This is a genomic window from Verrucosispora sp. WMMD703, assembly GCF_049178935.1.
GTDB classification, from domain to species: domain Bacteria; phylum Actinomycetota; class Actinomycetes; order Mycobacteriales; family Micromonosporaceae; genus Micromonospora; species Micromonospora sediminimaris.
This window is the reverse complement of record NZ_JBMHMM010000004.1, coordinates 5,211,570-5,233,953: the sequence shown is the minus strand read 5'-3', so window position 1 is coordinate 5,233,953 and position 22,384 is coordinate 5,211,570. Positions and strand designations below refer to the sequence as shown.

Annotated in this window: 19 protein-coding genes; 6 read left to right on the top strand and 13 right to left on the bottom strand. The window is 72.9% G+C overall.

The features are described 5' to 3' along the window. The first annotated feature begins 202 nt into the window (after positions 1–202). Positions 203–2,317, top strand: a complete 2,115-nt coding sequence (locus ACN26Z_RS24225) for a prolyl oligopeptidase family serine peptidase (RefSeq protein WP_421463520.1) — start codon at positions 203–205, stop codon at positions 2,315–2,317. A 120-nt stretch (positions 2,318–2,437) separates the two neighbouring features. On the opposite strand, the gene ACN26Z_RS24220 is transcribed toward ACN26Z_RS24225, so the two are convergent. Next, complete coding sequence (locus tag ACN26Z_RS24220) at positions 2,438–3,295, bottom strand: L,D-transpeptidase family protein (RefSeq protein ID WP_421463519.1); 858 nt, start codon at positions 3,293–3,295, stop codon at positions 2,438–2,440. A gap of 241 nt (positions 3,296–3,536) precedes the next feature. Next, entirely contained in the window at positions 3,537–4,985 is a 1,449-nt protein-coding gene (locus ACN26Z_RS24215; protein WP_421463518.1) for an alpha-amylase, read from the bottom strand. A 254-nt stretch (positions 4,986–5,239) separates the two neighbouring features. On the opposite strand from ACN26Z_RS24215, the gene ACN26Z_RS24210 reads away from it, so the two are divergent. From ACN26Z_RS24210 to ACN26Z_RS24200, 3 genes are all read left to right on the top strand, one after another. After that, complete coding sequence (locus tag ACN26Z_RS24210; protein WP_421463517.1) at positions 5,240–7,036, top strand: hypothetical protein; 1,797 nt, start codon at positions 5,240–5,242, stop codon at positions 7,034–7,036. Between the two features lie 2 nt (positions 7,037–7,038). Further along, positions 7,039–8,499, top strand: coding sequence for an NADH-quinone oxidoreductase subunit NuoF family protein (locus tag ACN26Z_RS24205; RefSeq protein ID WP_093401334.1), 1,461 nt, complete (start codon positions 7,039–7,041; stop codon positions 8,497–8,499). Between the two features lie 62 nt (positions 8,500–8,561). Then, positions 8,562–9,140 (top strand): TlpA family protein disulfide reductase, encoded by a 579-nt coding sequence (locus tag ACN26Z_RS24200; RefSeq protein ID WP_282237253.1) that lies wholly within the window; start codon positions 8,562–8,564, stop codon positions 9,138–9,140. 39 nt (positions 9,141–9,179) lie between these two features. On the opposite strand, the gene serS is transcribed toward ACN26Z_RS24200, so the two are convergent. From serS to ACN26Z_RS24175, 5 genes are all read right to left on the bottom strand, one after another. Then, positions 9,180–10,460: a serine--tRNA ligase gene (gene serS, locus ACN26Z_RS24195; RefSeq protein ID WP_282237254.1), complete on the bottom strand. Its 1,281-nt coding sequence runs from the start codon at positions 10,458–10,460 to the stop codon at positions 9,180–9,182. A gap of 140 nt (positions 10,461–10,600) precedes the next feature. Then, entirely contained in the window at positions 10,601–11,680 is a 1,080-nt protein-coding gene (locus tag ACN26Z_RS24190) for a MerR family transcriptional regulator (RefSeq protein WP_421464711.1), read from the bottom strand. A 45-nt stretch (positions 11,681–11,725) separates the two neighbouring features. Next, a complete protein-coding gene (locus tag ACN26Z_RS24185; protein ID WP_421463516.1) occupies positions 11,726–12,913 on the bottom strand; it encodes a saccharopine dehydrogenase family protein in 1,188 nt (395 codons plus the stop codon). A 43-nt stretch (positions 12,914–12,956) separates the two neighbouring features. Further along, positions 12,957–14,111 carry an alcohol dehydrogenase catalytic domain-containing protein gene (locus ACN26Z_RS24180; protein ID WP_421463515.1) on the bottom strand — a complete coding sequence of 385 codons (1,155 nt, stop codon included), beginning with the start codon at positions 14,109–14,111 and terminating at the stop codon, positions 12,957–12,959. After that, complete coding sequence (locus tag ACN26Z_RS24175; protein WP_421463514.1) at positions 14,108–14,572, bottom strand: hypothetical protein; 465 nt, start codon at positions 14,570–14,572, stop codon at positions 14,108–14,110. The genes ACN26Z_RS24180 and ACN26Z_RS24175 overlap by 4 nt, the downstream gene beginning before the upstream one ends. Positions 14,573–14,716: 144 nt before the next feature. Between ACN26Z_RS24175 and ACN26Z_RS24170 the strand changes: the two genes are divergently transcribed. Beyond that, a complete protein-coding gene (locus tag ACN26Z_RS24170) occupies positions 14,717–17,521 on the top strand; it encodes a LuxR C-terminal-related transcriptional regulator (protein WP_421464710.1) in 2,805 nt (934 codons plus the stop codon). Between the two features lie 24 nt (positions 17,522–17,545). Here ACN26Z_RS24170 and ACN26Z_RS24165 read toward each other — a convergent pair whose 3' ends face one another. From ACN26Z_RS24165 to ACN26Z_RS24150, 4 genes are all read right to left on the bottom strand, one after another. Beyond that, positions 17,546–18,088 carry a DsbA family protein gene (locus ACN26Z_RS24165; RefSeq protein WP_421464709.1) on the bottom strand — a complete coding sequence of 181 codons (543 nt, stop codon included), beginning with the start codon at positions 18,086–18,088 and terminating at the stop codon, positions 17,546–17,548. Between the two features lie 76 nt (positions 18,089–18,164). Further along, the gene (locus ACN26Z_RS24160; protein WP_396885750.1) at positions 18,165–18,854 is read right to left on the bottom strand and encodes a BON domain-containing protein; all 690 of its coding nucleotides are present in this window, start codon (positions 18,852–18,854) and stop codon (positions 18,165–18,167) included. A 233-nt stretch (positions 18,855–19,087) separates the two neighbouring features. Continuing rightward, positions 19,088–19,501 carry a hypothetical protein gene (locus tag ACN26Z_RS24155; protein WP_421463513.1) on the bottom strand — a complete coding sequence of 138 codons (414 nt, stop codon included), beginning with the start codon at positions 19,499–19,501 and terminating at the stop codon, positions 19,088–19,090. Positions 19,502–19,678: 177 nt separating this feature from the next. Continuing rightward, complete coding sequence (locus tag ACN26Z_RS24150) at positions 19,679–19,828, bottom strand: hypothetical protein (RefSeq protein WP_170863263.1); 150 nt, start codon at positions 19,826–19,828, stop codon at positions 19,679–19,681. Between the two features lie 338 nt (positions 19,829–20,166). Here ACN26Z_RS24150 and ACN26Z_RS24145 point away from each other — a divergent pair, with 338 nt between their 5' ends. Next, entirely contained in the window at positions 20,167–20,532 is a 366-nt protein-coding gene (locus tag ACN26Z_RS24145) for an STAS domain-containing protein (RefSeq protein ID WP_093401327.1), read from the top strand. 28 nt (positions 20,533–20,560) lie between these two features. On the opposite strand, the gene surE is transcribed toward ACN26Z_RS24145, so the two are convergent. Together surE and ACN26Z_RS24135 are read right to left on the bottom strand one after the other, a co-directional pair. Continuing rightward, the gene (gene surE, locus ACN26Z_RS24140; protein ID WP_421463512.1) at positions 20,561–21,385 is read right to left on the bottom strand and encodes a 5'/3'-nucleotidase SurE; all 825 of its coding nucleotides are present in this window, start codon (positions 21,383–21,385) and stop codon (positions 20,561–20,563) included. Beyond that, a complete protein-coding gene (locus ACN26Z_RS24135; protein ID WP_396885752.1) occupies positions 21,382–22,362 on the bottom strand; it encodes a 1-phosphofructokinase family hexose kinase in 981 nt (326 codons plus the stop codon). The genes surE and ACN26Z_RS24135 overlap by 4 nt, the downstream gene beginning before the upstream one ends. Positions 22,363–22,384 lie beyond the last annotated feature (22 nt).

Below are 22,384 nucleotides of genomic sequence, written 5' to 3'. Positions count from 1 at the left end.
CAATGAGGTTGACGCACTCGTACTCACCGCCAGCCAGCCAGACGCTCTACCTCGCGGAGGCTGGATCGAGGCGACCGACGCCTCCCGCACCCGAGTCGGCTGATCAGTCCACAGCGCCGAACGGGTGGCGCCGATCAGCCGAGTCGCCATGTCGACAGCCGGCGGGTCGGGTGCCGACACGGATGTCGGCGATAGTTCGAGGGTGGCGATCTCGACCGACGACAGCGATGACTCGTACCTCTGGTTGGAGGACCTGGACGGCCCGGAGGCTGCGACGTGGGTCCGGGAGCGCAATGCCGAGACCGTCGCGGCCCTGACCGGCGGTCCGGCGTTCGCCGCCCGGCAGGCCGAGGTCCGGCAGGTGCTCGACGCGGACGACCGCATCCCGTACCCGGCCTGGCGCGGCGACGGCTACTACTACGACCTGTGGCGCGACGCGACCCATCCACGCGGGCTGTGGCGGCGTACCACGCTCGATCAGTACCGCCGGCCGGAACCGGAGTGGGATGTCCTGCTCGACCTTGACGCGCTTGCCGAACGGGAGGGCGAGAACTGGGTCTGGGGTGGGGTGGCGACCCTGCCGCCGCAGCACCGGCGCTGCCTGGTCAGCCTCTCCCGGGGCGGTGCGGATGCGGTGGTGGTGCGCGAGTACGACCTGGGTGATCGGGCCTTCGTGGCGGACGGGTTCACCGTGGCGGAGGCCAAGACCGACGTCGGCTGGATCGACGCCGACCACATCTGGATCGGCACCGACCTCGGGCCAGGATCGCTTACCGACTCCGGGTATCCCCGGGTGGTGCGCCGGTGGCGGCGCGGCACCCCGCTGACCGAGGCCGAGATCGTCTTCGAGGCGTCCACCACCGACATCGGGGCGTACGGCTGGCATGACCTGACGCCCGGATTCGAGCGCGACTTCGTCACGCGCACCGTGGATTTCTACCGGTCGGAGAGCTACCTGCTGACCGGGGCGGGGGAGCGGATTCGGATCCCGGTGCCCGAGGACGCCGGCTGGGACGTACACCGGGAATGGTTGCTGGTCCGGCCGCGTACGCCGTGGCAGGTGGGCGAGGTCGGCCACCCGGCGGGTGCGCTGCTGGCGATCCGGTTCGCCGCCTTTCTCGCCGGTGACCGGGATTTCAACGTGCTGTTCGAGCCGGACGACCGGACCTCGCTCGACGGGTACACGTGGACCCGCAACCACCTGATCCTGACCACCCTCACCGATGTCCGCAGCCGGTTGGAACTGCTCACCCCCGGTGAGAGTGGCTGGCGGCGCGAACCGCTACCCGGGGTGCCGGTCGATCAGGAAAGTTGCGTCGTGGAGACGGATCCGGACCGGGACGACGCGTACCTGATCGCCTCGGAGGGTTTCCTCCAGCCGGCCACGCTGCGGCTCGGACGGGTCGGTGGCAGCGTCGAGACGCTCAAGCGGGCACCGGCGTTCTTCGACCCCGACGGCCTGGCGGTACGCCAGTTCTTCGCCACCTCCGCCGACGGCACCCGGGTGCCGTACTTCGTGGTCGGGGATCCGGCCGCGCCCGCCGGGCCGACGCTGCTGCACGGGTACGGCGGCTTCGAGGTGTCCCTGACCCCCGGCTACGACGGCATCGTCGGCCGGGGCTGGCTGGCCCACGGCGGCACCTACGTGGTGGCGAACATCCGCGGCGGCGGCGAGTACGGCCCGCGCTGGCACCGGGCCGCGCTGCGAGCCCATCGAACCCGCGCCTTCGAGGACTTCGCGGCCGTGGCGACCGACCTGGTGAGCCGGGGCATCACCACGCCGGCCATGCTGGGCATCGAGGGTGGCAGCAACGGCGGCCTGCTGATGGGCGCGATGCTCACCCGCTATCCGTCGCTCATTGGCGCCGTCGTCGCGAACGTCCCGCTGCTGGACATGCGTCGCTACCACCGGCTGCTGGCCGGTGCCTCCTGGATGGCCGAGTACGGCGACCCGGACGTCGCGGAGGACTGGGCCTTCCTGCGGGACTACTCGCCGTACCACAACGTGCGCAGTCACGAGCGGTATCCGCCGGTCCTGTTCATCACCTCCACCCGCGACGACCGGGTGCACCCCGGGCACGCCCGGAAGATGGCCGCCCGGCTGCGCGAGCACGGCCACGACGTGTCGTACTACGAGAACGTCGAGGGTGGACACGGCGCGGCGGCTAACAACGAGCAGCGCGCCTTCATCGAGGCGTTGTCACTGGAGTTCCTCTGGAGAAAACTGGCCCCTTCGGCCGAAGCCGTGCCCGCCCAGCGCATCCGGCCGGAGGAATGGACACCCGCCGGCGGCGAAGCTCGCGAGATCGCGTACTGATCCCAGGGAACCTGGAGCAGCCCACCGCGCCACGCTCGTACCGGCTGCCCAGCGTCACATCGCCCCGCAGCGTGACGGACGGTGTCTGCACCGCCCTGCCACCGGCGTCCGATCATCGGCTCAGGCGGTGGCGGGTGGGGCCGGCAGCTCGTCGACGACGACCACCGGCGTGCCCGGACGTAGCTTCTCCAGCAACAGGCGCTGGCCGCTGGCCGTCAACCGGATGCAGCCGTTTGTGGTCTGCTGGCCCAGCTCACCGTCGTGGTACCAGGTGTGGATGCCGATGTGGGCGCCGCGCAGCCCGGCGGGCACCGAGTCCAGGTCGTCGGGGATCGAGCCGAGGGCGTAGATGTCCACCCCGCCGTAGACCGACTCCGGCGGTGGGGTGCGGCCCAGCACGAAGGTCCGGCCGAGTGGGGTTTCCTGGCCGCGTTGGCCGAGACTGATCTGCCAGGAGCGTTGGGCGGTGCCGTCGCGGTACCAGGTGAGCCGGAACGGGGTACGTTCCACCACGATCTGGTCGCGCAGCGCGACGGTGCGGAAACCGCCGGGCGGCAGCCAGGCCAGTTTGCGGTTGGCCGAGGGGAGCAGCACCGCCGTCCAGCCGGACTCGCGGCGGGCGACCGGCACGGTCAGCTCCACCTCGCTGATCGTCGGCATCAGGAACGCCAACGGCCGGCCACCGGGCGCGTCGTACGCGGCGAGCTTGCGGGTCGGGTGCAGGCCCTGGGTCAGCGGTGTGGTGTCGAGGGTGTCCGGGTCGTCGGGGAAGCCGGCGGGGGCCGGGTCGTAGTCGATCTCCGGCAGCCCGTCCGGCGCCGGTGCGGCGGGCAGCACCCGCTCGGCGTCGGCCGACGGCGGCACCTCCGCCGTCGGAGGCGCCTCACTGGTGGGCCCGGCGACGGGAGTCGCCCCGGGCGTCGGCGTCAGCGCCCATCCCGTGTACGCGGCCCCACCCATCAGCACCGCCACGCCCACCGCGAAAGCGACCCCCCGCCGCCCCCGAGACCCCAGAACTCCCAAAACCCCCACCCACCCACCTTACCCCCCAAAACCCCCAAACAACCCCAAAACCCCAACCCCCCCCGCCCCCTGCCCCCGCCCCCCGCCCGTTGATCAAGAAGTTTGCGTCGGGGTTGAGCGGGCGGGGCGACCAAAACTTCTTGATCAACGCGGGCGGTCAAGGGGGGAGGGGGGGAGGGGGTGGGTGGGGTGGGGGTTAGGGGAGGCGGGCGTTTAGGTGGAGGGCTATGGCGTCGTGGGCGGGGACGTTGGCGGCGAACCAGCCGTTGGCGTCGACGGTGACGACCGGGCCGGAGCAGGTGCCGTTGGTGAAGGTGCCGTGGATGACGTCGCAGTAGCGGCCGGCCGGGAGGCCGGTGTAGTAGGAGCGGCCGTTGATCGCCGAGCCCTCGTCGTTGATGGTGATGAAGCCCCGGCCGGTGCGGCTGAAGGCGATGTGGTTGTTGCCGTTGTCGTACCAGTTGCTGACCCCGGCGCCCTCGGTGGCGTTGCGGAAGCCGACCATGTTCGCGATCACCGGCCAGCGGTGCTCGCACTCCCAGCCGGAGTAGCAGACCGTGTCGCGAGTCTTGTTGCTGCCGTCCGAGGGTGGGCCGGCGTCGCGACTGCTGAAGGTGTAGCTCGACATCACCGTCGGGGAGCCGTACGGCCAGGCCAGCATGAACGCGTTGGCCAGCGCGTAGATGCCCCGGTCGCGGTAGGTGAGCACCCCGCCGTCGTCGCGCTGGGTGTCGTGGTTGTCCACGAAGACCGAGGACACGGCGCTGGGCAGGTGACCCCAGCCCTCGCCGAAGTTGCGCAGGTACGCCAGCCGCTCGGAGCGGAACACCCGGGCCAGGTCCTTGCCGTAGCGGAACTCGTGCACGTCACCGTTGCCGGTGTACTCGTTCGGCGTGATCGGCTCGCCCGCGCCGTAGATGACCTCCTGCACGATGTACGCCGACCGGTTGAGCCGGCTGCGGATGTTGGCGATGTCGGCCGCCGGCATGTGCTTGCTGGCGTCCAGGCGGAAACCGTCCACCCCGAGCGACAGCAGGTCGTTGAGGTACGCGGCCAGCCGGGAGCGGACGTAGTCGGACTCCGTCTTCAGGTCGGAGAGGTTGACCAGCTCGCAGTTCTGCACCTCGTAGCGGTCGTTGTAGTTGGCGATGTCGTTGTTGCCGTTGCGCCCGCAGTAGTGGAAGTCCTGCGACTGGTAGATGCCGGGGTAGACGTGGTGCTGGTAGGTCGAGCCGGCCCAGCCGGTCCCGCCGTTGTCCTGGCCGGACATGTGGTTGATGACCGCGTCGACGATCACCTTCACGCCGGCCGCGTGGCAGGTGTCGACCATGGACTTGAACTGCGCGCGGGTGCCCTTGCGGGACTCGATCCGGTAGCTGACCGGTTGGTAGGCCACCCACCACTGGTTGCCGCGTACGTGCTCCTGCGGTGGTGACACCTGGACGTAGCCGTAGCCCTTCGGGCCGAGGGTGCTGCTGCACTCGCTGGCGACCGAGGGCCAGTTCCACTCGAAGAGGTTGGCGATGACCTTCTTGCCACCACTCGGGGCGGCGGCGGCCGGGGGTGCGGTCACCACGCCAGGGGCGAGGAGGCCGGCGATCACGGCGAGGGCGACGATCGCGGGGCGGAGTCGACGTCGATGCATCGGGTGCTCCAGGGGTGCCGGGGGACGGGGAGGTGGTGCGGTTGCCCGGATCTTGCAATCAGGGCTGAAAATTTCGGAAAGGTTACAAGCTGATTTCAACGCCTGTCAATGTGCTGGTGTGGACGGCCGGCGGCAGGGCCGTTATACGCGCCGGGTGGCGGGGCGGTTCGACAACTCGGCGAGATTTTTTCTTACGACACTGATCCGACCGGAGCCGCGCTGCGTACTGGAGTGGGGAACAGGGTCGGCCGGCGGTGCGCCGCCGCGAGACGATCGAGGAGCAGATGGTCCGGGCTACGCAGAACGAGAAGGCAGCTGCCGTACGTACCAGCAGCAGCAGTCGAGGGATCCGCGTCCGGTCCCGCGGCCAGATCATGGCGCTCTCCGCGTCCGGGCTCGCCGCCTTGTGGGCGTTGACGATGCTCACCGGCGCGGGCCAGCAGATGTACGCGATGGGCTTCTTCTTCACCGAGTTCTTCGCCGGCGTGATCGCGCTTGTCGCGCTGAGCCTCACGGTGATGATGGGGCTGCTCGCCACCGACCGGTTGGTGCTGCTCATCCGGCACCGGGTGCTGTTGCAGTCCGCGCACCGGGCCACCGGCATCCTCGGCGTGGCCGGGCTGGCCTTCCACGTCATCACGAAGATCGCCAGTGGTCGGGCGGGGGTGACCGACGCCGCCGTGCCGTTCGTCGGTGGTCGGGGCCTCTACATCGGGCTGGGCACCATCGCCGCGCTGCTCATGGTGGGTGTGCTCTGGACCGGAATCATCCGGGCGCGGTTCGCCGACGTCGGACCGAAGTGGGTGTGGCGTGCGCTGCACTCCATGGCGTACGTCTCCTGGCCGTTCGCCATCTTCCACGGCCTGCTCGCCGGCCGTCCGCCCGCCACCTGGGTGGGCCTGAGCTACTTCGCCTGCGTGCTGCTGGTCGTGATCGCCCTGATGGTCCGGCTCTCGGTCACCCTGCAACGGCGCAGCCGCGAGCAACAGCAGGCCGCCGTTCTGAACGAGGTCATGAGCGGGGCCAAGTCCACCGAGGAGACCCGGGGCAAGTCCCTGCTCGGCACGCTGACCGGCCGCCGCGACGAAGCCGACGACGGTCGCGAGAAGCGGGTCCGTCGCGACACCAGCTGGGCCGACAGCACCTCCGGGACCTGGGCCAGCCCCACCATCCGGCGCAACGACCCGGAACGGTTCACCGTGCCGGTGGTTCCCGAGCCGGGCACGCTGCGCGAACCGGTGCGGTCCGGTCGGGACCGTCGCGACGAGGAGTTCGAGCCGGTCGTCCGGCGCGCCTCGCGCCGCGAGGAGGAGGAACTGGAGCGGGTGGTGCGCCGCGAGACCGAGGTGCTGGAGCCGGTGGCGCGCCGCCGTCGCGATGCCGAGCCCCGGCGGTCCTCCCGCCGCGACGAGGAGTTGGAGACCACCGGGCGGCGTGCGGCGCGGGTCGACGAGGACCTGGAGCCGGTCGCCCGCCGGTCGCGGCGCGACGAGGAACCGACCGGCCGCCGGTCGCGGCGCGAGGAGGAGCGCGAGCCGGTGGGCCGTCGGGCGTCCCGTCGCGACGAGGACCTGATGGAGTACGAGGAGCCGGTGCGTCGCCGCCGTCGTGACTCCGACGACGAGGAGGAGTACGGCCGTTCCCGCCGGTCCCGGACCGACAGCCGGTACTCGGCTCCGCCGCAGCGCGTGGAGGACGAACCGGAGGAGCCCTGGGACAGCCCTCGCCGGTGGGAGTCGGCCGCCCCGATCTCGGCCGACCCGATCTCCGGTGCGCCCATCTCCGGCTCGCCGATCTCCGCCGCGCCGCGCAGCGGCGGGGGGCGGCACAGCGCCGAGGACGACCTGCCGGCGGCGGAGACCGACTACTGGCGCCCGCCGGCCCGGTACGCCCCGGACGACGTGGCCGACGACGACACTCCGACCCTGGTCGACCTGGCCTCCCGACGTGCCCGCCGGGCCTCGTCGACCGAGAGCCGACGTCGCCGCCGGGCCGACCCGGACTCGGTGGACGGCGCCTACTGGGCCGGACTGCGGGGTGAGGCCAAGTGACGATGCGGACCACCGTTCCCCCGGTGGCTGCCGTGGGTGAGCCGCGGCTCACTGCGGGGTTCGCCGAGTTCGGCCGGCTCGACCTGCGTGCCCACGAGCTGGTGCACGGGCCGATCAGCCCGATGGAGCCCTCCAACCTGCTGCGTCTGGCCGAGGGCATCCAGCTCAAGGGCAAGGGCGGGGCCGGCTTCCCGTTCGCCCGGAAGCTGCGGGCGGTGCTGGAGTCCTGTGAACGCCAGGATCTGCCGCCCGTGGTGGTGGTCAACGCCACCGAGGGTGAGCCGGCCAGTTGGAAGGACAAGGTCCTGCTCACCCGGGCACCGCACCTGATTCTCGACGGTGCCGCGCTGGCCGCGTTCGCGCTGGACGCCGAGGAGATCGTGCTCTGCGTGGCCGATGACCTGGTGGGCCGGGACTCCCTCATGGAGGCCCTGGACGAGCGCCGGATGCCGGCGCCGACAAGCGTCGTGACGGTGCCGCACCGGTTCATCAGTGGTGAGGGCGGCGCGCTTGTGAACGGGATCAACGGGCTGCCGCACATCCCGCCCGGCACCAAGAAGCGGTCCAGCGACTCCGGCGTGGGCGGGATGCCGACCCTGCTGTCGAACGCCGAGACGTACGCCCAGATGGCGATTGCCGCCCGACTCGGCCCGTACGAGTACGCGGCGCTCGGCACCGACGACGAACCCGGCACGGTGCTGCTCAGCATCACCGGCGCGGCGAAGCGCCACGCGGTGGTGGAGTGCGCGGCCGGTACCCCGCTGGCCGAGATCCTCGAACTGTGCGAGGTGCCGGACGGTCCCGGCATCCTCATGGGCGGCTACCACGGCAAGTGGATCACCCGGGAGGCGGCGGAGCGGGCCGAGGTCTCCCGCAAGGGGCTCGCCGCGGTCGGCGGCACGCTCGGCGCTGGCATCATCGTCCCGCTGGCCAACGACACCTGCCCGCTCGGCGAGGCGGCGCAGGTGGTCCGTTACCTGGCCGGCGAGTCGGCCGGGCAGTGCGGCCCGTGCAAGCGGGGTCTGCCCGACCTGGCCCGCGCCGTCGACCTGGCGGTTTCCGGCAGCGCGCCGGTGGAGGTCGTCCGGGCCGCCGCCGGCGACGTCAAGGGCCGCGGCGCGTGCAGCCACCCCGACGGTACGTCCCGCTTCGCGCTCTCGGCGATGGAGGTCTTCGCCGACGACCTGAAGAAGCACACCACCGGCGAGGGCTGCGGACGGCGGGTCAAGGGCATGATGGGTCTACCCGGCGCTCCCGACCCCGACCCACAGAAGCTGGTCCTGGACTGGTCCCGTTGCGACGGTCACGGCCTCTGCGCCCACGTGGTGCCGGACTTCATCCGGCTGGACCAGAACGGATACCCCGCCTTCCCGCCCACCCCCGTGCCGACCTGGTTGCGGGAGGGCGCGGTGAAGGCGGTCAAGGTCTGCCCGGCGCTGGCGCTGCGGCTGACCGAAGCCTGAGCCGGTCGACCGGGTGGCACGGCTGCCCGGGTCGACGGGCGAGCGAACCGAAGGAGACGCCGATGGGGTCGGTTCCACGAACCGGACGGGTCACCGGGGCGGTCACCGCCGCTCTGCTCGCCGCCGTGCTGGCCACCGCCGGATGCGGCACCGGTCCGGACGCCGAGGCGGCCCCGCAGGCCGGTGGTCCGGCGTCCGCCACCGCCTCGTCCCCGTCGACCGGGCCGGCCGGCCCGGTGCCGGACACCCTGCGGTTCACCGGCACCACCCTGGACGGCGCGGCCTTCGACGCCGCCACCCTGGCGGGCCGGCCGGTGGTGCTCTGGTTCTGGGCGCCCTGGTGCGCCACCTGCGCCAGCCAGGCGTGGACGATCGCCGAGATCGAGCCCGGCTTCCGGGAGACCGTGCCGATCATCGGCGTCGCGGGGCTCGGTGAACGCAAGGCGATGACCGACTTCGTCACCGAGTTCGAACTGGGCCCGATGCCGCAGATCGAGGATCGCGAAGGGGTGATCTGGCGGCGCTTCGAGGTTGTCGAGCAGAGCACCTTCGTCATCATCGACCGGGACGGCCGGGTGATCCACCAGGGTTGGCTGGACGGCGAGGACCTCACCCGCCGCGTCACCGCGCTGGCCACCTGACGCCCCTGCCCCCTCGCCGAGGCACTGGGGTGGGGGCGGTCAGTGCGGGGTTAGGCGGTCGGTGGCCAGGCGGGGGCGGAGGACTTCGGGGACCAGGACCGAGCCGTCGGGCTGCTGGAACTGCTCCAGGATGGCGGGGAGAAGGCGGCTGGTGGCCAGGGCCGAGCCGTTGAGGGTGTGCACGAAGCGGGTCTGCTTGCCGCCCGGCTCGCGGTAGCGGATCGCCGCCCGGCGGGCCTGGTAGTCACCGCCCCAGGAGACCGACGAGACCTCCTTGTACTTGCCGGTGCTGGGCATCCACACCTCGATGTCGAGGGTCTTCCGCATCGACGCGCTGGAGTCGCCGGCCGCGAGCAGGCTGCGCTGGTAGTGCAGACCCAGCCCCTCGACCAGGCTCTCCGCGTGGCTGACCATCTGTTCCAGCGCCGCGTCGGCCTGCTCGGGCAGGGTGAACTGGAAGATCTCCACCTTGTTGAACTGGTGCCCCCGCACCGTGCCCCGCTCGTCGGAGTGCGAGCCGGCCGCCTCGCGCCGGTAGCACGGGGTGTAGGCGAAGACCTTGAGCGGCAGCTTCGCGGTCTCCAGGATCTCGTCCTGGTACGCACCGAGGATCGCCGTCTCCGCCGTCGGCAGCAGGAACTGCCCACGCGGCGCGGACTGCTTGTCCAGGTGGTAGACGTCGTCGTAGAACTTGGGGAACTGACCGGCGGCGAAACCTGCGCTGTCCAGCAGCAGATGCGGCGGCAGGAGGAACTCGTACCCGGCCTCGATGTTCCGCTCGATCAGCCAGTTGATCAGCGCCCACTCCAGCCGGGCACCCAGCCCGGTGTACATCCAGAAGCCGGAGCCGCCGAGCTTGACGCCGCGTTCGTGGTCGACCAGACCCAGCATCCGGCTCAGCTCGACGTGGTCGCGGACCTTCTCGATGGCCGGTGGCGCACCGAAGGTCTTCACCACCCGGTTGGCCTCCTTGCCGCCGGGCACCACGTCCTCGGCGGGCAGGTTCGGCAGCTCGCTCATGGTGGTACGCAGCCGCGCCTGCACCTCGTCGAGTTCCGCCTCCAGCTCGGCGACCTGCTTCCGACCGTCGTCAGAGGTGACCTGCGGCTCGACACCGGCTCGCTTCGCCTGCGCGTACGCCCGGGCCTCGGCCTTGCGGCGCTGGCGTTCCCCGTCGATCTCACTGATCAGCCGGCGACGCTCCCGGTCGAGCTGCTGGATCTCCTCCAGCACCCGGTCGACCTCGGCGGCGTCCAGCCGCTTCGCCAGCGCGGCCGCCACCGCGTCGCGATCCTTCCGGATCAACTCCATGTCGAGCATGCTGCTCCGTACGCCTCCGTCCGGGCTCGGGTGGACCTCCAGATGCTACCGTCGCGCCCGAATCGCCCCGCCTCCCGCACCCGACCCACCACGGACCGGCGGTTTCCGACGTCCGGTCCGAGCCGGACAGGTCGCCGCAGTCAGAGCCGGATCGGCATCAGGATGGAGAAGGCGGCCGGATCGTCGGGCCGGCGAATGGCCAGCGGGGTGACCGGGCCGTCCAGTTCCAGCACCAGCCGCGGACCGCCCGCCGCGTGCAGCGCGTCGAGCAGGTACCCCCCGTTGACGCCGACCCGCAGCTCGGCGTCGGCCCGACCGGCCGGGTCGTCGGTCAGTTCGTCCGGGCCGAGCAGGCGTAGCGTCTCCCGGCCGCCCAGCCCCAGCACGGTCACCGGCAGCGGGCCGCCCAGATGTTCCCGGGTCACCGTCGGTGTTCCGGACCGTAGCGCGGCGACCAGCCACGGCGCGTCCACCGGCACCCGGCGGGCGGGCCCGCCGGTCGCCGCCGGCAGCAGGGCGTGATAGTCGGGGAAGTCGTACGGCAGGGTCGTCACCCGCAACCGACGCCCGGCGACGTCGGCAACGACCTGCCTCCCGACCAGGGTCAGCCGCACCTCGTCGGTGGCCGCGGCGCCGGACAGCCGGCGCAGTCGGTCGACCGCGGCCACGGGCAGCAGCGCACGCACCGCCGGACCGCGGACCGCCGCGCCGGCCGTCGCCACCGCCAGCCGGTGCCGGTCGGTCGCCACCAGCCGTATCCCCTCGTCGGTCACGTCGAGCAGCACGCCGGCCAGTCCCGGCAGCGCCGGATCGGTGCCGACCGCGAACCGGACGGCGTCCACGGCGGCGGCCAGCGCACGCCCGGTCAGGACGAGCCGGGTGGCCGGCGGGGGTTGGTCGTCGGCGAGCAGGCGACGGATCCGGGCGACCTCGTGCCGCGCCTCGGCCAGTCCGTCGGCCAGCCGCCCCAGGTGCGCGTCGAGCAGCCGGTGCACCACCGGGGGTTCCGCGCGTACCGCCCGGGCGATCTCGGCGACCGGCAGGCCGATCCGGCGTAGCCCGGCCACCAGCCGGGCCGGTGCCACCTGGTCGTCGGCGTACCAGCGGTAGCCGGTGACCGGATCGACCCGGGCCGGGACCAGCACCCCGGCGGCGTCGTAGAAGCGCAGCGCGCTCACCGTAAGCCCACTGGCCCGAGCCAGCTCACCGATGCTGCGCAGGTCACCGTCCACGGTCCGATCCTGCCCCCTCGACCTGGTCGAGGGTCAAGCGGCCGACTCGTCCTTCAGCACCCGGAAGGTGATGCCGGCGGCGGTGAGACGGTGCAGCAGCGCGTCGCCCATCGCGGTGACCGGCGTGACCTGACCGGCGGTGGCCGGCAGGTCGTCGTAGGCCAGACAGAGCGCCGACTCGGCGAGCATCTTCGCGGTCTCGTCGTAGCCGGGGTCGCCCCCGGCCACCTCCGTCACCACGCGTCGCCCGCCGCCGACGCCGACGAAACGGACAGTGAACCACGACTTCGCCCGCTGCTCGGCGCTCGGTCCCTGACCGGAGGCGAGCCGGCCGAGCAGCCAGCGTCGGGTCGGCGGCAGCTTCACCAGCCCGACCACGGCTCCGAGTCCCGCACCGGCGGCCAGCACCGTCGGCAGCCGCCGCACGGCCGCGAAGTGCCGGTAGCGGAAATCCGGACCGTACTCGGGGCGGGCCACGGCCGAGCGGCGGACCACCTGCGGGTCGATGGTCGGCAGCGGTACCGCCCAGACCGGCAGGTCCCTGGAGCGGGCCAGTCGGCCCGACACGGCCCGCACCCGGCGGTCGGTCGGGCGTGGCTCGGCGGCGCGGCGTTCGCGGGCCGCCCGCGACGCCTCACCGGTACGCGAGAAGGCGGTCAGTACCGAGTGGTACGTGCCGGCGGAGAACCGTCCGCCCGCCCGCACGTACCCGTCCACGGTGACGGCGGTGTCGGCGGGCAGTTGTTTGACCGTGAACCAGACGCCGAGGTCGTGCGGGACCGAGTCGAAGCCGCAGGCGTGCACCAGCCGCGCGCCGGTGCGCACCGCCTCGGCGTGGTGGCGCAGATACATCCGGTCGACGAACTCCGGTTCGCCGGTGATGTCGAGGTAGTCGGTGCCGGCGGCGGCGCAGGCGGCCACCAGCGGTTCACCGTGATGGACGTACGGGCCGACGGTGCTGGCCACCACCCGGGCGTCGGCGGCCACCGCGCGCAACGAGGCCGGGTCGGTGACGTCGGCGGTGAGCAGCGGCAGTCCGGCCAGCGCCGGGTCGATCGCGGCCAACTGCTCCCGGACCGCGGCCAGCTTGTCGGGGTTGCGGCCGGCGATCGCCCAGCGCAACCCCGGCGGCGCGTGCCGGGCCAGGTAGCGGGCGGTGAGACCACCGGTGAACCCGGTCGCCCCGAACAGCACCACGTCGTACGACCGTTGGGCAGCCATCCCGCGATCATGCCACCGCCACCGCCGATCCGCCCGTTGCCGGTCAGTGCGGGGTGAACACGGCGCGTAGACACTCCTCGGGCCGGTCCCGGAACAGGGCGTACCCCTCGGCGGCCCGCTCCAGTGGGAAATGGTGCGAGGCCAGGTGCTCGGTACGCAGCTCGTCGCGAGCCATCCGATCCAGCAGCATCGGGATGTGCCGCTGGCCGTGCTGGCGTCCCCCGCGCACGGTCAGTCCCTTGTGCACGACGATGCCGGCCGGGAACGCGTCGACGTGGCGGACGCCGCCGTTGAGGACGAAGACGCTGCCGCCCTTGCGGCAGGCGTACACCGCCTCCCGGACCGCCTCCGGCACCCGGGCACGGCCGGCGAACCGGTCGGCGAGCGAGCGGTGTTCCCCCGCCGGACCACCGACCGCCTCGACGCACACGTCCGGCCCCCGCCCACCGCTGAACTCCCGCAGCTGCGCCGCGACGTCGGTGTCCCGCCGGTCGATGGTCTCGGCGCCGACGTGCTGCCGTGCCATCAGCAGCCGCCCGGGGTGCCGGTCGACGACGACCACCCGCTCGGCGCCGAGCAGCCAGGCTGCCCGGGCGGCCAGCTGACCGACCGCGCCGGCTCCCCACACCGCCACCACGTCACCGGGGCGCACCTCGCCACCCTCCGCACCCAGCCAGCCGGCCGGTGCGGCGTCCGAGGCGAACAGGGCCCGGTCGTCGCCGACGGACTCCGGCACCGGAAACGCCCCGACATCGGCGTACGGCACCCGGACGTACTCGGCGTGACTGCCGGCGAAACCACCTGCGGCCCGGGGTTGGCCGAAGCAGCCCGCCACCGGGTGACCCCACTCCGCCTCACTCGCGGTCGGGTCGCTGCTGCCGTTGTCGCAGCACGACGGTAGCCCTCGCCGGCAGTACCAGCAGGCACCGCAGGCCACCGACGCGCAGACCACCACCCGGTCGCCGATCCGGTGCCGGCGTACGCCGGGGCCGACCTCGACCACGTCGCCGAGGAACTCGTGGCCGAGCACGTCACCGGCGGCCAGGCCCGGCGCCTGCCCGGTGAGCAGCGGCAGGTCGGCACCGCAGGTGGCGCTACGCCGCACCCGGACGATCACGTCGTGGTCGTTACGCAGCTCCGGATCGGGCACCTGGCGGACGGCCAACTCGCCACCGGTGGTCCAGCACAGCGCTCTCACCGTGGCGGCCCGTCCGCTCGCGGCGGGAAGCTGTGGGTCGGCGCCACCGGCCCGCGCTCGCCGGGTGCCCGGTCGACGCGCAGCACCTCGCCGGTCTCGGCGAGCTGTTTGACCTGCCACAACGCCTGCCGTACCAGCAGGCCGGGATCGTCGCCGAGCAGGTGCGCGGCGAGCCCGGGCCAGGCCGCGTGCGGCCGTGGCCGGGCCGCCAGTTCGGTACCCCGGCCACCCGGCGCGCGTGCCACCGCGACCTCGACGGCACCGTCAAGGCGGCGGAGCGGCGTCGGCCAGGCCCCGGTGGGCAGCACCTGCTCCGGCGGCCGGTCGACCGTCACCACCTGCCAACCTCCCGGGTGTCGAGCGCGCCGGGTCCGCCGCCGGATGACGGCGGTACGCGAGGCCCTGGCCGCCGCCACGCCGAGGGCGCCGGCCACCGCGACAACAGTCCCGACCTGTCCCACTCGTACCTCCGATTCCGCTTCCGCACCGTGTGGTCCGTCCCAACGAACGGCCTCGGCGGGTGACCCGGTGGGATCCGCGACGCGTCCGCCCAGCTCAGGGCCAGCGTTGCCGCTGGCGGGGTGAACCCGGTTCCCCCGGAAGGGGTGAACCGTCGCGGGTCGGGTAACCGCCCGCCGCAGGGCCGGGGGAGGAAGCACGCGTCCGTGGGGGTGGGCCGGATGCCGGATGACCGCAGCACCGTCCGGGCCGACGCAGGGGTCCGCCCACCGGGCGGCCCACCCCTGCTGGCCTCCCGGCTGGCACCCGCCGTGCCGGGCGAGACGATGGTGCTCCGGCCCCGGCTGGCCCGGTTGCTCGACGAGGCGGTGACCCGCCCGGTCACCCTGCTCCGGGCACCGGCCGGTTGGGGTAAGACGACGCTGCTGGCCACCTGGCGACGGACGCGGCAGGAGGCTGAACCGGAGGCCCCGGTTCCGGCCTGGGTGTCGGTCGAGGCGGGGGACGACCCGGACCGCCTCTGGTCGTACCTCGGTGCCGCGTTGCGCTCCGTCGCGGATCCGGCGGAGACGCCGATGCCCGACCGGGCGCCACGTCCGGACGAGTTGGAGATCATGGCCGCCGCCCTAGCCGTCCGGGAACGGCCGGTGGTGCTGGTCGTGGACGACCTGCACCTGATCACCGAACCGGCGGCGCTGGCCGGTCTGGAGTTCCTGCTCCGCCACAGCGAGCAGCGGCTACGGCTGGTGGCGGCCGGACGGACCGGTCCGCCGTTGGCGGTGCACCGGCTGCGGCTGGCCGGGGAGTTGACCGAGATCGGCCCGGACGACCTGGCTTTCACCGGCGACGAGATCGCCGATCTGCTCACCGCGCACGGGGTGGTGGTGCCGGCCGCCGCGGTGGCCCGGCTGCGGCAGCGGACCGGGGGGTGGGCGGCCGTGCTGCGAATCGCCGCCCTCGCCCTGCGGGACCAACCGGACCCGGAGCGCTGGATCAGCGAACTCGGCGCCGACCAGCCGGAGATCGCCGGCTACCTGCGGGCGGAGCCGCTGGCCGGGCTGGAGCCGACGGACCGTGAGCTGCTGCGCCGCGCGGCGATCGTCGACGCCGTCTGCGCCGGCCTCGCCGCCGCACTCAGCGGCGACGCGGACGCCGAGGAACGCCTGCGCACGCTCGCCGACGACAGCGGTCTGCTCCACCATGACGGCAGCCGGCCGGTGTGGTACCGGTGCCATCCGCTGCTGACCGACCTGCTGCACCGCGAGCTGGTCCGGCTGCCCGCAGCGGAGCTGCGCGACCTGCACCTGCGGGCGGCCGGATGGTACGCCGGCAACGGCCGACCCGCCGACGCGTTGCGCCACGCGCTCGCCGCCGGTGACTGGACCGCCGCCACCGATCTGTTCGTGATCCGCTGGCCGGAACTGGTGCCCTACGAGCGGCCGGCCGGCGTCGGGCCGGTGCCCGCGTCACCCCCGCCGGAGGCGGTGGAACGTGACCCGGAACTCGCGCTGGCCTGCGCCGCCGAACGGGCCCTCGACGGCGACACCGGGGCGGCCGAGGCTTACCTGCGGCTGGCCGGCGGGCACCTCCGGCGGCTGCCGCAACCGCGCCGGGCCCGGTTCGGTCGGCTGGTCGCCGCGGTCGAACTCACCCTGGCCCGACTCGCCGGTGACCCGCCGCCCGTACGCGCCGCCGCCGCCCGCCTGCTCGCCACCGACGGTGGACACCCGACCGGCGACCCGCGAGCCGACCATGCCATCGAGGACGCCGACGTACGGGCCGTGGCCGGCACCGCGCTCGCCCTGCTCGCGTTGGACGACGGCGACCTGACCGGGGCGGCGACCGGCTTCGCCGAAGCGCTGGCGGCCGCCCGGGAGGCGGCACGTCCGCGCACCGAACTGGTCTGCGCCAGCCGATGGTCCCTGGTGGCGGCGCTGCGTGGACAGCTGCGCGCCGCCGAGGAACTGGCCCGGGTGGCGTTGGCCCTGCCGGCCTGCCAGGGCTGGGCGGCGTTGCTCGACTGCGGGTACGCGCACCTGGCGCTGGCCGTGGTGGCGCTGCACCGGAACCAGCCGGCGGAGGCCGAGGCGCACCTGGGGCTGGCCGCGCCGGCCGGCGCGGAACCGGTGCCCGGCGCGGTGGCCGGTTGGTGCCGCGCGTACCTGCGCCTCGACGAGGGCGAGCCGAGTGTCGGTCACCGGCTGCTGGTGGAGGCCCGCACCGGGTGGGGGGCGCGCGGCGGTGAGCTGGGCACGTTGCTGCGCGCCGCCGAACTGGACCTGCACAGCGCGCGGGGCGACGTACAGACGGCCCGGGAACTGGCCGGTGAGCCGCCGGCCGAGCCGATGACCGGTGCGGCGGCGGCGCTGGCCGTCGCGGCGGCCCGGACCGAACTGCGGGCCGGTGACCCCCGTGCCGCCGACCGTCTGCTACCGGACTGGACCGCCGCACCTGCGGCCGACTGGCCGCTGCCGGTACGCCTCGACGCCGCGCTGCTGGCCACGGTGCTGGCCGTCCGGTCCGGTGACGACCGTCGGGCGGGCCGGTTGCTGGAACAGGCGCTCGACCTGGCCGCGCCGGAGGATTACCGTCGCCCGTTCCGACAGGCCGAGCCGGGACTGCGGGAACTGCTCACCGCCCACCTCGACTCCGGTACCGCCCACTGGTCGCTGGTGAGTGACCTGGTACGCGCCGTCGACGCGCCGGCCGGACAGACGGGCGGCCCAGGTGCCGCCGACGCGGCGGTGCCGTCGCTGGACGAGCCGCTCACCGAGCGGGAGCTGACGATCCTGCGGTACCTGCAGAGCATCCTGTCCAACGTGGAGATCGCCGCCGAACTGTCGGTCTCCGTCAACACGGTCAAGACCCACGTCCGCAACATCTACCGCAAGCTCGATGCAACCCGCCGTCGCGACGCCGTCCGCCGCGCCCGCCAACTCCGCCTCATCTGACTGTGAGGCCGGCCTCGTGAAAGGTCAGGCGGCGGCGTCGACGACGGTCAGGAGGCTGGCTGGGGTGAAGTCGCCGTCGTGGCGGATGTCGTTGACGAAGAGGGTGGGGGTGGCGTCCACGCCACTGCGGATGGCGCCGACGAAATCGTGCCGGATCCGGTCGCCATGGGCGTGCCGTCCGATCTCTGCCTCCACCTCGTCGACCGGCAGGCCGAGCTGTTCGACACCGAGCGTCAGGTGCACCGGATCCAGCTGGTCCTGGTGCTCGTAGAGCCAGTCGTGCATCTCCCAGAACCGACCCCGCCGTCCGGCGGCCTCGGCGGCCTCGGCGGCCCGCTCGGCGTACGGGTGCATGTTGGTGATCGGGAAGTGGCGGTAGACGTGGCGGACGGTGTCGGCGCGCTGCCGCAGCACCTCCGTGAGATTGGCGTGGGCGAGGGCGCAGAAGGGGCACTGGAAGTCGCCGTACTCGACGATCGTCACCGGTGCGTTCAGCGGACCACGGACGTGGTCGTGTTCGGTGACGGGTGTGCGGAGTCGCGCAGTGACCTGTAGGGGCGTGGTCAGCTGATCGGTCATACCCCCCAGCCTCGGGCCGGGCCGGGTGAGCGCGACTCACCCGACCCGGGTGGTTCCGGGCGACTCAGCGGAGCACCGGGGCGACCGCGATGTGGTTCTGCACCTCCCGGATGCCGGGGGCGGACCAGACGACCCGTTCCACCTCGGCGCGTTCGGGCATCGAGTGCACAAGTCCGCCGAGCAGCACCGTGTCGCCGTGTACGCGTACCGTCACCTGTTCCGCGTCGGTGGCGCGGTTGCGGGCCAGCGCGTCGACGATGCGCCGGGCCAGCAGGGCGCCGTCGGGGCGTACCGACGGCCGGACGCTCATGCCGTTGCTGACCCCGCGTACGCCCTTCAGTTGGCCGACGGCCTGCTCGGCGGCGCGGCGCTGGTACTCCCACTCGACCTCGCCGTGCAGGGTGACCCAGCCCTGGGAGACCGTCACGTCGAGCGCGTCGACCGGCACGAACGCCTGCCACTGGAGGGCGTGCTGGACCGCGGCGGCGATCTCCGGGTCGGTGCGTTCCGCGCCGGTCACCAGGCGCACCGCGAGGTCGTTGGCCACCGCCCGCACCTGCGTGACCCGGTGCGCGGCGCGCTCGGCCGCCCACTTCTTGGCGTAGCTGTCCACATGCCCGGTCAGCGTCACCACGCCCTCGGTGACGGCCACCCCGATCTCGTGCGGCCGGACCCGGGGCTCCCAGTCGAGTTCGTCCAGCACCGCGGACCGGATGTCCTGGTCGGTGCGGTTGATCGTCGAGATGCTGGCCATCGGTCGCTCCCTTCTCACCACGGTGGCGCGGGCCGGCGGACCGGCACGCCAGGTCCGCCGCGACCGAGCCTGGTGACCGTCCGGATGAATCGGCCTCACCCGGATCGGACGAGGTCGGCCGCCCCGACCTGGGCTGCTCAGAAGGTTCCGACCGGCGAAGGGCTGATGCATGACAGCACGACGGGCCCCGCCCGACCGCCTCGGTCGGTGGGGCCCGTCGTCACACAGAACCGTCAGCTGACGGGATTTGTCGGGTCGGCGGGGGAATCGGGTCGGTCCACGTCGACGAACTCGATGTCCTCCAGGGCCCGGTCCCGGCTCCCCGCGGCGCGTGCCGCGGTGCCGGCGGCCCAGCCGACCGCGGCGCCGACCAGGGCGGCGCCGATCAGCAACGTCCAGGGCAGCGCCGGGCGGCGTCCGGCAAGCGCGTCGAAGGCGCGGCTGGCGCGGTGACGGGCCTCCTCGGCGGCCGACTCGACCAGGTCGCCGGCGTCGCCGGCGAAACCGGCGGAGCTGTGGCGGGCGGTGCGGGCGGTGTCGCGGAGGCTGTCGCCGGCGTTGTTCACCGCCGAGACGAGGTGTTGCCACGCCTGGTCCGCGACCCGCTCCGGCTTGCTGCGGCGCTCCAGCAGATGTGTTCCGAACATTGTGGTTCCCTCCTCGACAGTGCCGGAGCCGGTGCACGCATCAGCTGTCGGCGGCGTTGTCCGGCCGGTGACGGTTCGCATCGGAGGCTGTGCCCACCCCGACCCGGACGCAAACCACCGAAACGCTCGTCTCGACCGGAAGGGCAGGTGCGCCCCCCCCCGGGTTCGTCGCATTGGTCAGCGGACGGCGACCGCCACCGCCGCGGCGCGGGCGAAGTCGTCGTCATCGTCATCGTCGTCGTCACCATCGCCGCCGCCGAAACCGCAGGCCAGTACGAGGGCGAGCAGGGCACTGACACCGGCGAGCGCGGCGAGTCTGCGGAGCATGATGTGGTCCTCCCGTCATAGGGGTCACTCGTGATGCTAGGCACACCGTGCCACTCCCGCGCACCCAGCGCAGGTCAGGCCGGTTGTCCGTGGGGCACGCCGGGGTGCTGGAAAACGACGGGGATGGCGTCGGCCCGCTACCCTGGTTCGGCGGCGTCGGCAGAGGCCGAACGCTGAGTGATAAGGCCAATAAAGTTCGGATATGGGTGATTTGTTGTGCCCGCATCCGTGAATTGCTCATCCCGAGGGGTGGCGACCGAGGCGGTTGAAGGAATACTGTCGGTCGCGGCCCGCGTACTGATGAGGCGCCCGTCGTACGGGCGAGTGGAGGTGCTCGCGTGAGCCTGTCGATCCTGCAGACGGTTCGGCCCGGTGGTGTCATCGAGATCGCCCCTCGGGGTGAGATCGACGTCGACACCGCGTACGAGGTGAAAGAGGCCATCGCCGAGGTGCTGGCCAAGGGGCGGCCGGCCCGGATCGAGCTCAACATGCGGCTGGTCACCTTCATCGACTCGGTGGGCATCAGCGCGATGGTCGCCGGATTCCAGACCGCCGAGGTCAGCGGGGTGAAGCTGATCGTCACCGAGCCGAGCCGGTTCGTGCACCGGCAGCTCTGGGTGACCGGCCTGCTCGGCCTCTTCGGCGCGCCGGAGCCCTACTACGCCGGGGCGGCCACGGCTCCCGAGGTGCTCCCCGGGGCCTGACCGCACCGACTACCGCAGGGGCACCTGATCACTCCCGGTCGAGGCCGGACAGGTCCACGTCGGCCACCTCGGTGACTGCCCGGACCGCGGTCACCGACGCGTAGCCGTCGGCGAGCAGAGCCAGATCCGTGCCGGGCTGTACCGCCTGTCCCGGCTCCTCCAGCGAGGTACGCACGAAGCCGTGCCCGGATTCGGCGACGGTCATCTGCACCTGGCCGAAGGTCGCCAGGGTGGCCTGGCGTACCCCACGCAGTCGAGCCAGCGGTAGATCGGGCGCATTGACGTTGAGCACGCTCTCCGTCGGCGCGGCGGTCAGCCGGGGCAGCAGATCCAGGGCGACGCGGGCGGCGGTGGCCCAGTTCCGTTCGGCGTCGCGAACCCGGGCGGCAGCCGCCACCGCGGCACCTCCGCTGGCTGCCGTCGCCTCACCCGCCGAGAGCACGTCCAGCGACACCGCCATCGCCCGGCAGCCGTTGGCCGCAGCGGTGAAGGCGGCCCCGACGGTGCCGGAGTGCAGCACCGCGCGGCCGGCGTTGGCGCCGCGGTTGATGCCCGACAGCAGCACCGACGGCGGCGGTCCGAAGGCACCGTGTACGGCGATGAGCGCGATGAACCCGGGCGAGCCACCGACGCCGAACGCCGGCACGCCGTCGAGTTCCGGTAACGGATGGTCGTGGACCACCACGTGCCCGTCCTGCTCCATGGCGCTCATCGCGGCGCTGGTGCCGCTCGCCTCCTCCAGTGGGGCAGCCACCACCACGTCCAGGCCCCGGTCGACGGCCGCCCGAGCCAGCGCCTGGATGCCCGGCGCGGCGATCCCGTCGTCGTTGGTGATCAACACCCGCAGCGTCATCGGCCACCCGCCCGTTGTGCCAGTTCGTCGGGGGTGGTCCGCTCCTGGGGACGGCTGCCCGCCGGTTCCAACCGGACCCGGTCGACGAGGCCGTTGATCGAGTCGAGGCGGCCGGTGCCGAGGCCGTGTCGGGTGACGTTGAGCGCGCCGGCCGCCGCGCCGGTACGGATCGCCGTGCGGACGTCGCCGCCCCGGGCCACCACGGCGGCCACCCCGGCGGTCATCGAGTCGCCCGCCCCGCGCGGGTCGGCGGCCTCCAGCCGCGGCATCCGCACCTCGAACACCTCGCCGTCGACAAGCGCCAACGCGGGCTTGTCGGCCCGGCTGACCACCACGTTCTCGGCGCCGGAGGCGTGCAGGTCGTACATCGCGCGGGTGAGCGCCTCCTCGTCGTCGCCGTCGGCCCGCCCGTCGGCGATCAGCTCCTCGTGGCTGACCTTGAGAAAGAAGACACCGCTTTCCAGGACGGCGGCGAGGTGCTCGCCGCAGAGATCCACCACCACCCGGCCACCGTTGGCACCGAGATCGGCCGCGAAGCGCCGGTAGAGGTCGGCGGGGACCAGGGACGGATGGTTGGGCCCGCTCAACACGCTCACCGGCGCGCGCAGGCCCTCGCCGAGTGCGAGGTTGTAGAGCTCGTCCAACTCGTGCCGGCTCAACGGCTGGCCGATGACGTCGACGATCTCCTGGCGGGTCCCCTCGCGGCGGTCGTGCACGTACCCGCCGGTGCCGCCGGAGTCGCGGGCCACCACCTTGAGGTCGACTCCCTCGCTTACCAGCAACGGTTGCAGTACCTGCCCGACCTCGCCGCCGAGCGCCGCGCAGAGCACCACGTCGACGCCGAGGGACAGCACCATCCTGGCCTGCCACACCCCCTGCCCGCCCGGGTGCAGGTGCAACTCGGGTGCGTCGCTCGGCTGGTCGATGGTCACGGTCAGCAGCGGTGTCGGTGCGAAGATCATGACGCGGCCGGTCATGACCGCTCCCCGTTGTCCGTAC

What these genes read in the sequence shown, in the direction of transcription:
- ACN26Z_RS24200 (WP_282237253.1), top strand. Translation starts at nt 8,562, where the DNA reads ATGGGGTCGGTTCCACGAACCGGACGGGTCACCGGGGCGGTCACCGCC.
- ACN26Z_RS24160 (WP_396885750.1), bottom strand. Translation starts at nt 18,854, where the DNA reads ATGGCCAGCATCTCGACGATCAACCGCACCGACCAGGACATCCGGTCC.
- serS (WP_282237254.1), bottom strand. Translation starts at nt 10,460, where the DNA reads ATGCTCGACATGGAGTTGATCCGGAAGGATCGCGACGCGGTGGCGGCC.
- ACN26Z_RS24215 (WP_421463518.1), bottom strand. Translation starts at nt 4,985, where the DNA reads ATGCATCGACGTCGACTCCGCCCCGCGATCGTCGCCCTCGCCGTGATC.
- surE (WP_421463512.1), bottom strand. Translation starts at nt 21,385, where the DNA reads ATGACGCTGCGGGTGTTGATCACCAACGACGACGGGATCGCCGCGCCG.
- ACN26Z_RS24205 (WP_093401334.1), top strand. Translation starts at nt 7,039, where the DNA reads ATGCGGACCACCGTTCCCCCGGTGGCTGCCGTGGGTGAGCCGCGGCTC.
- ACN26Z_RS24135 (WP_396885752.1), bottom strand. Translation starts at nt 22,362, where the DNA reads ATGACCGGCCGCGTCATGATCTTCGCACCGACACCGCTGCTGACCGTG.
- ACN26Z_RS24155 (WP_421463513.1), bottom strand. Translation starts at nt 19,501, where the DNA reads ATGTTCGGAACACATCTGCTGGAGCGCCGCAGCAAGCCGGAGCGGGTC.
- ACN26Z_RS24150 (WP_170863263.1), bottom strand. Translation starts at nt 19,828, where the DNA reads ATGCTCCGCAGACTCGCCGCGCTCGCCGGTGTCAGTGCCCTGCTCGCC.
- ACN26Z_RS24185 (WP_421463516.1), bottom strand. Translation starts at nt 12,913, where the DNA reads ATGGCTGCCCAACGGTCGTACGACGTGGTGCTGTTCGGGGCGACCGGG.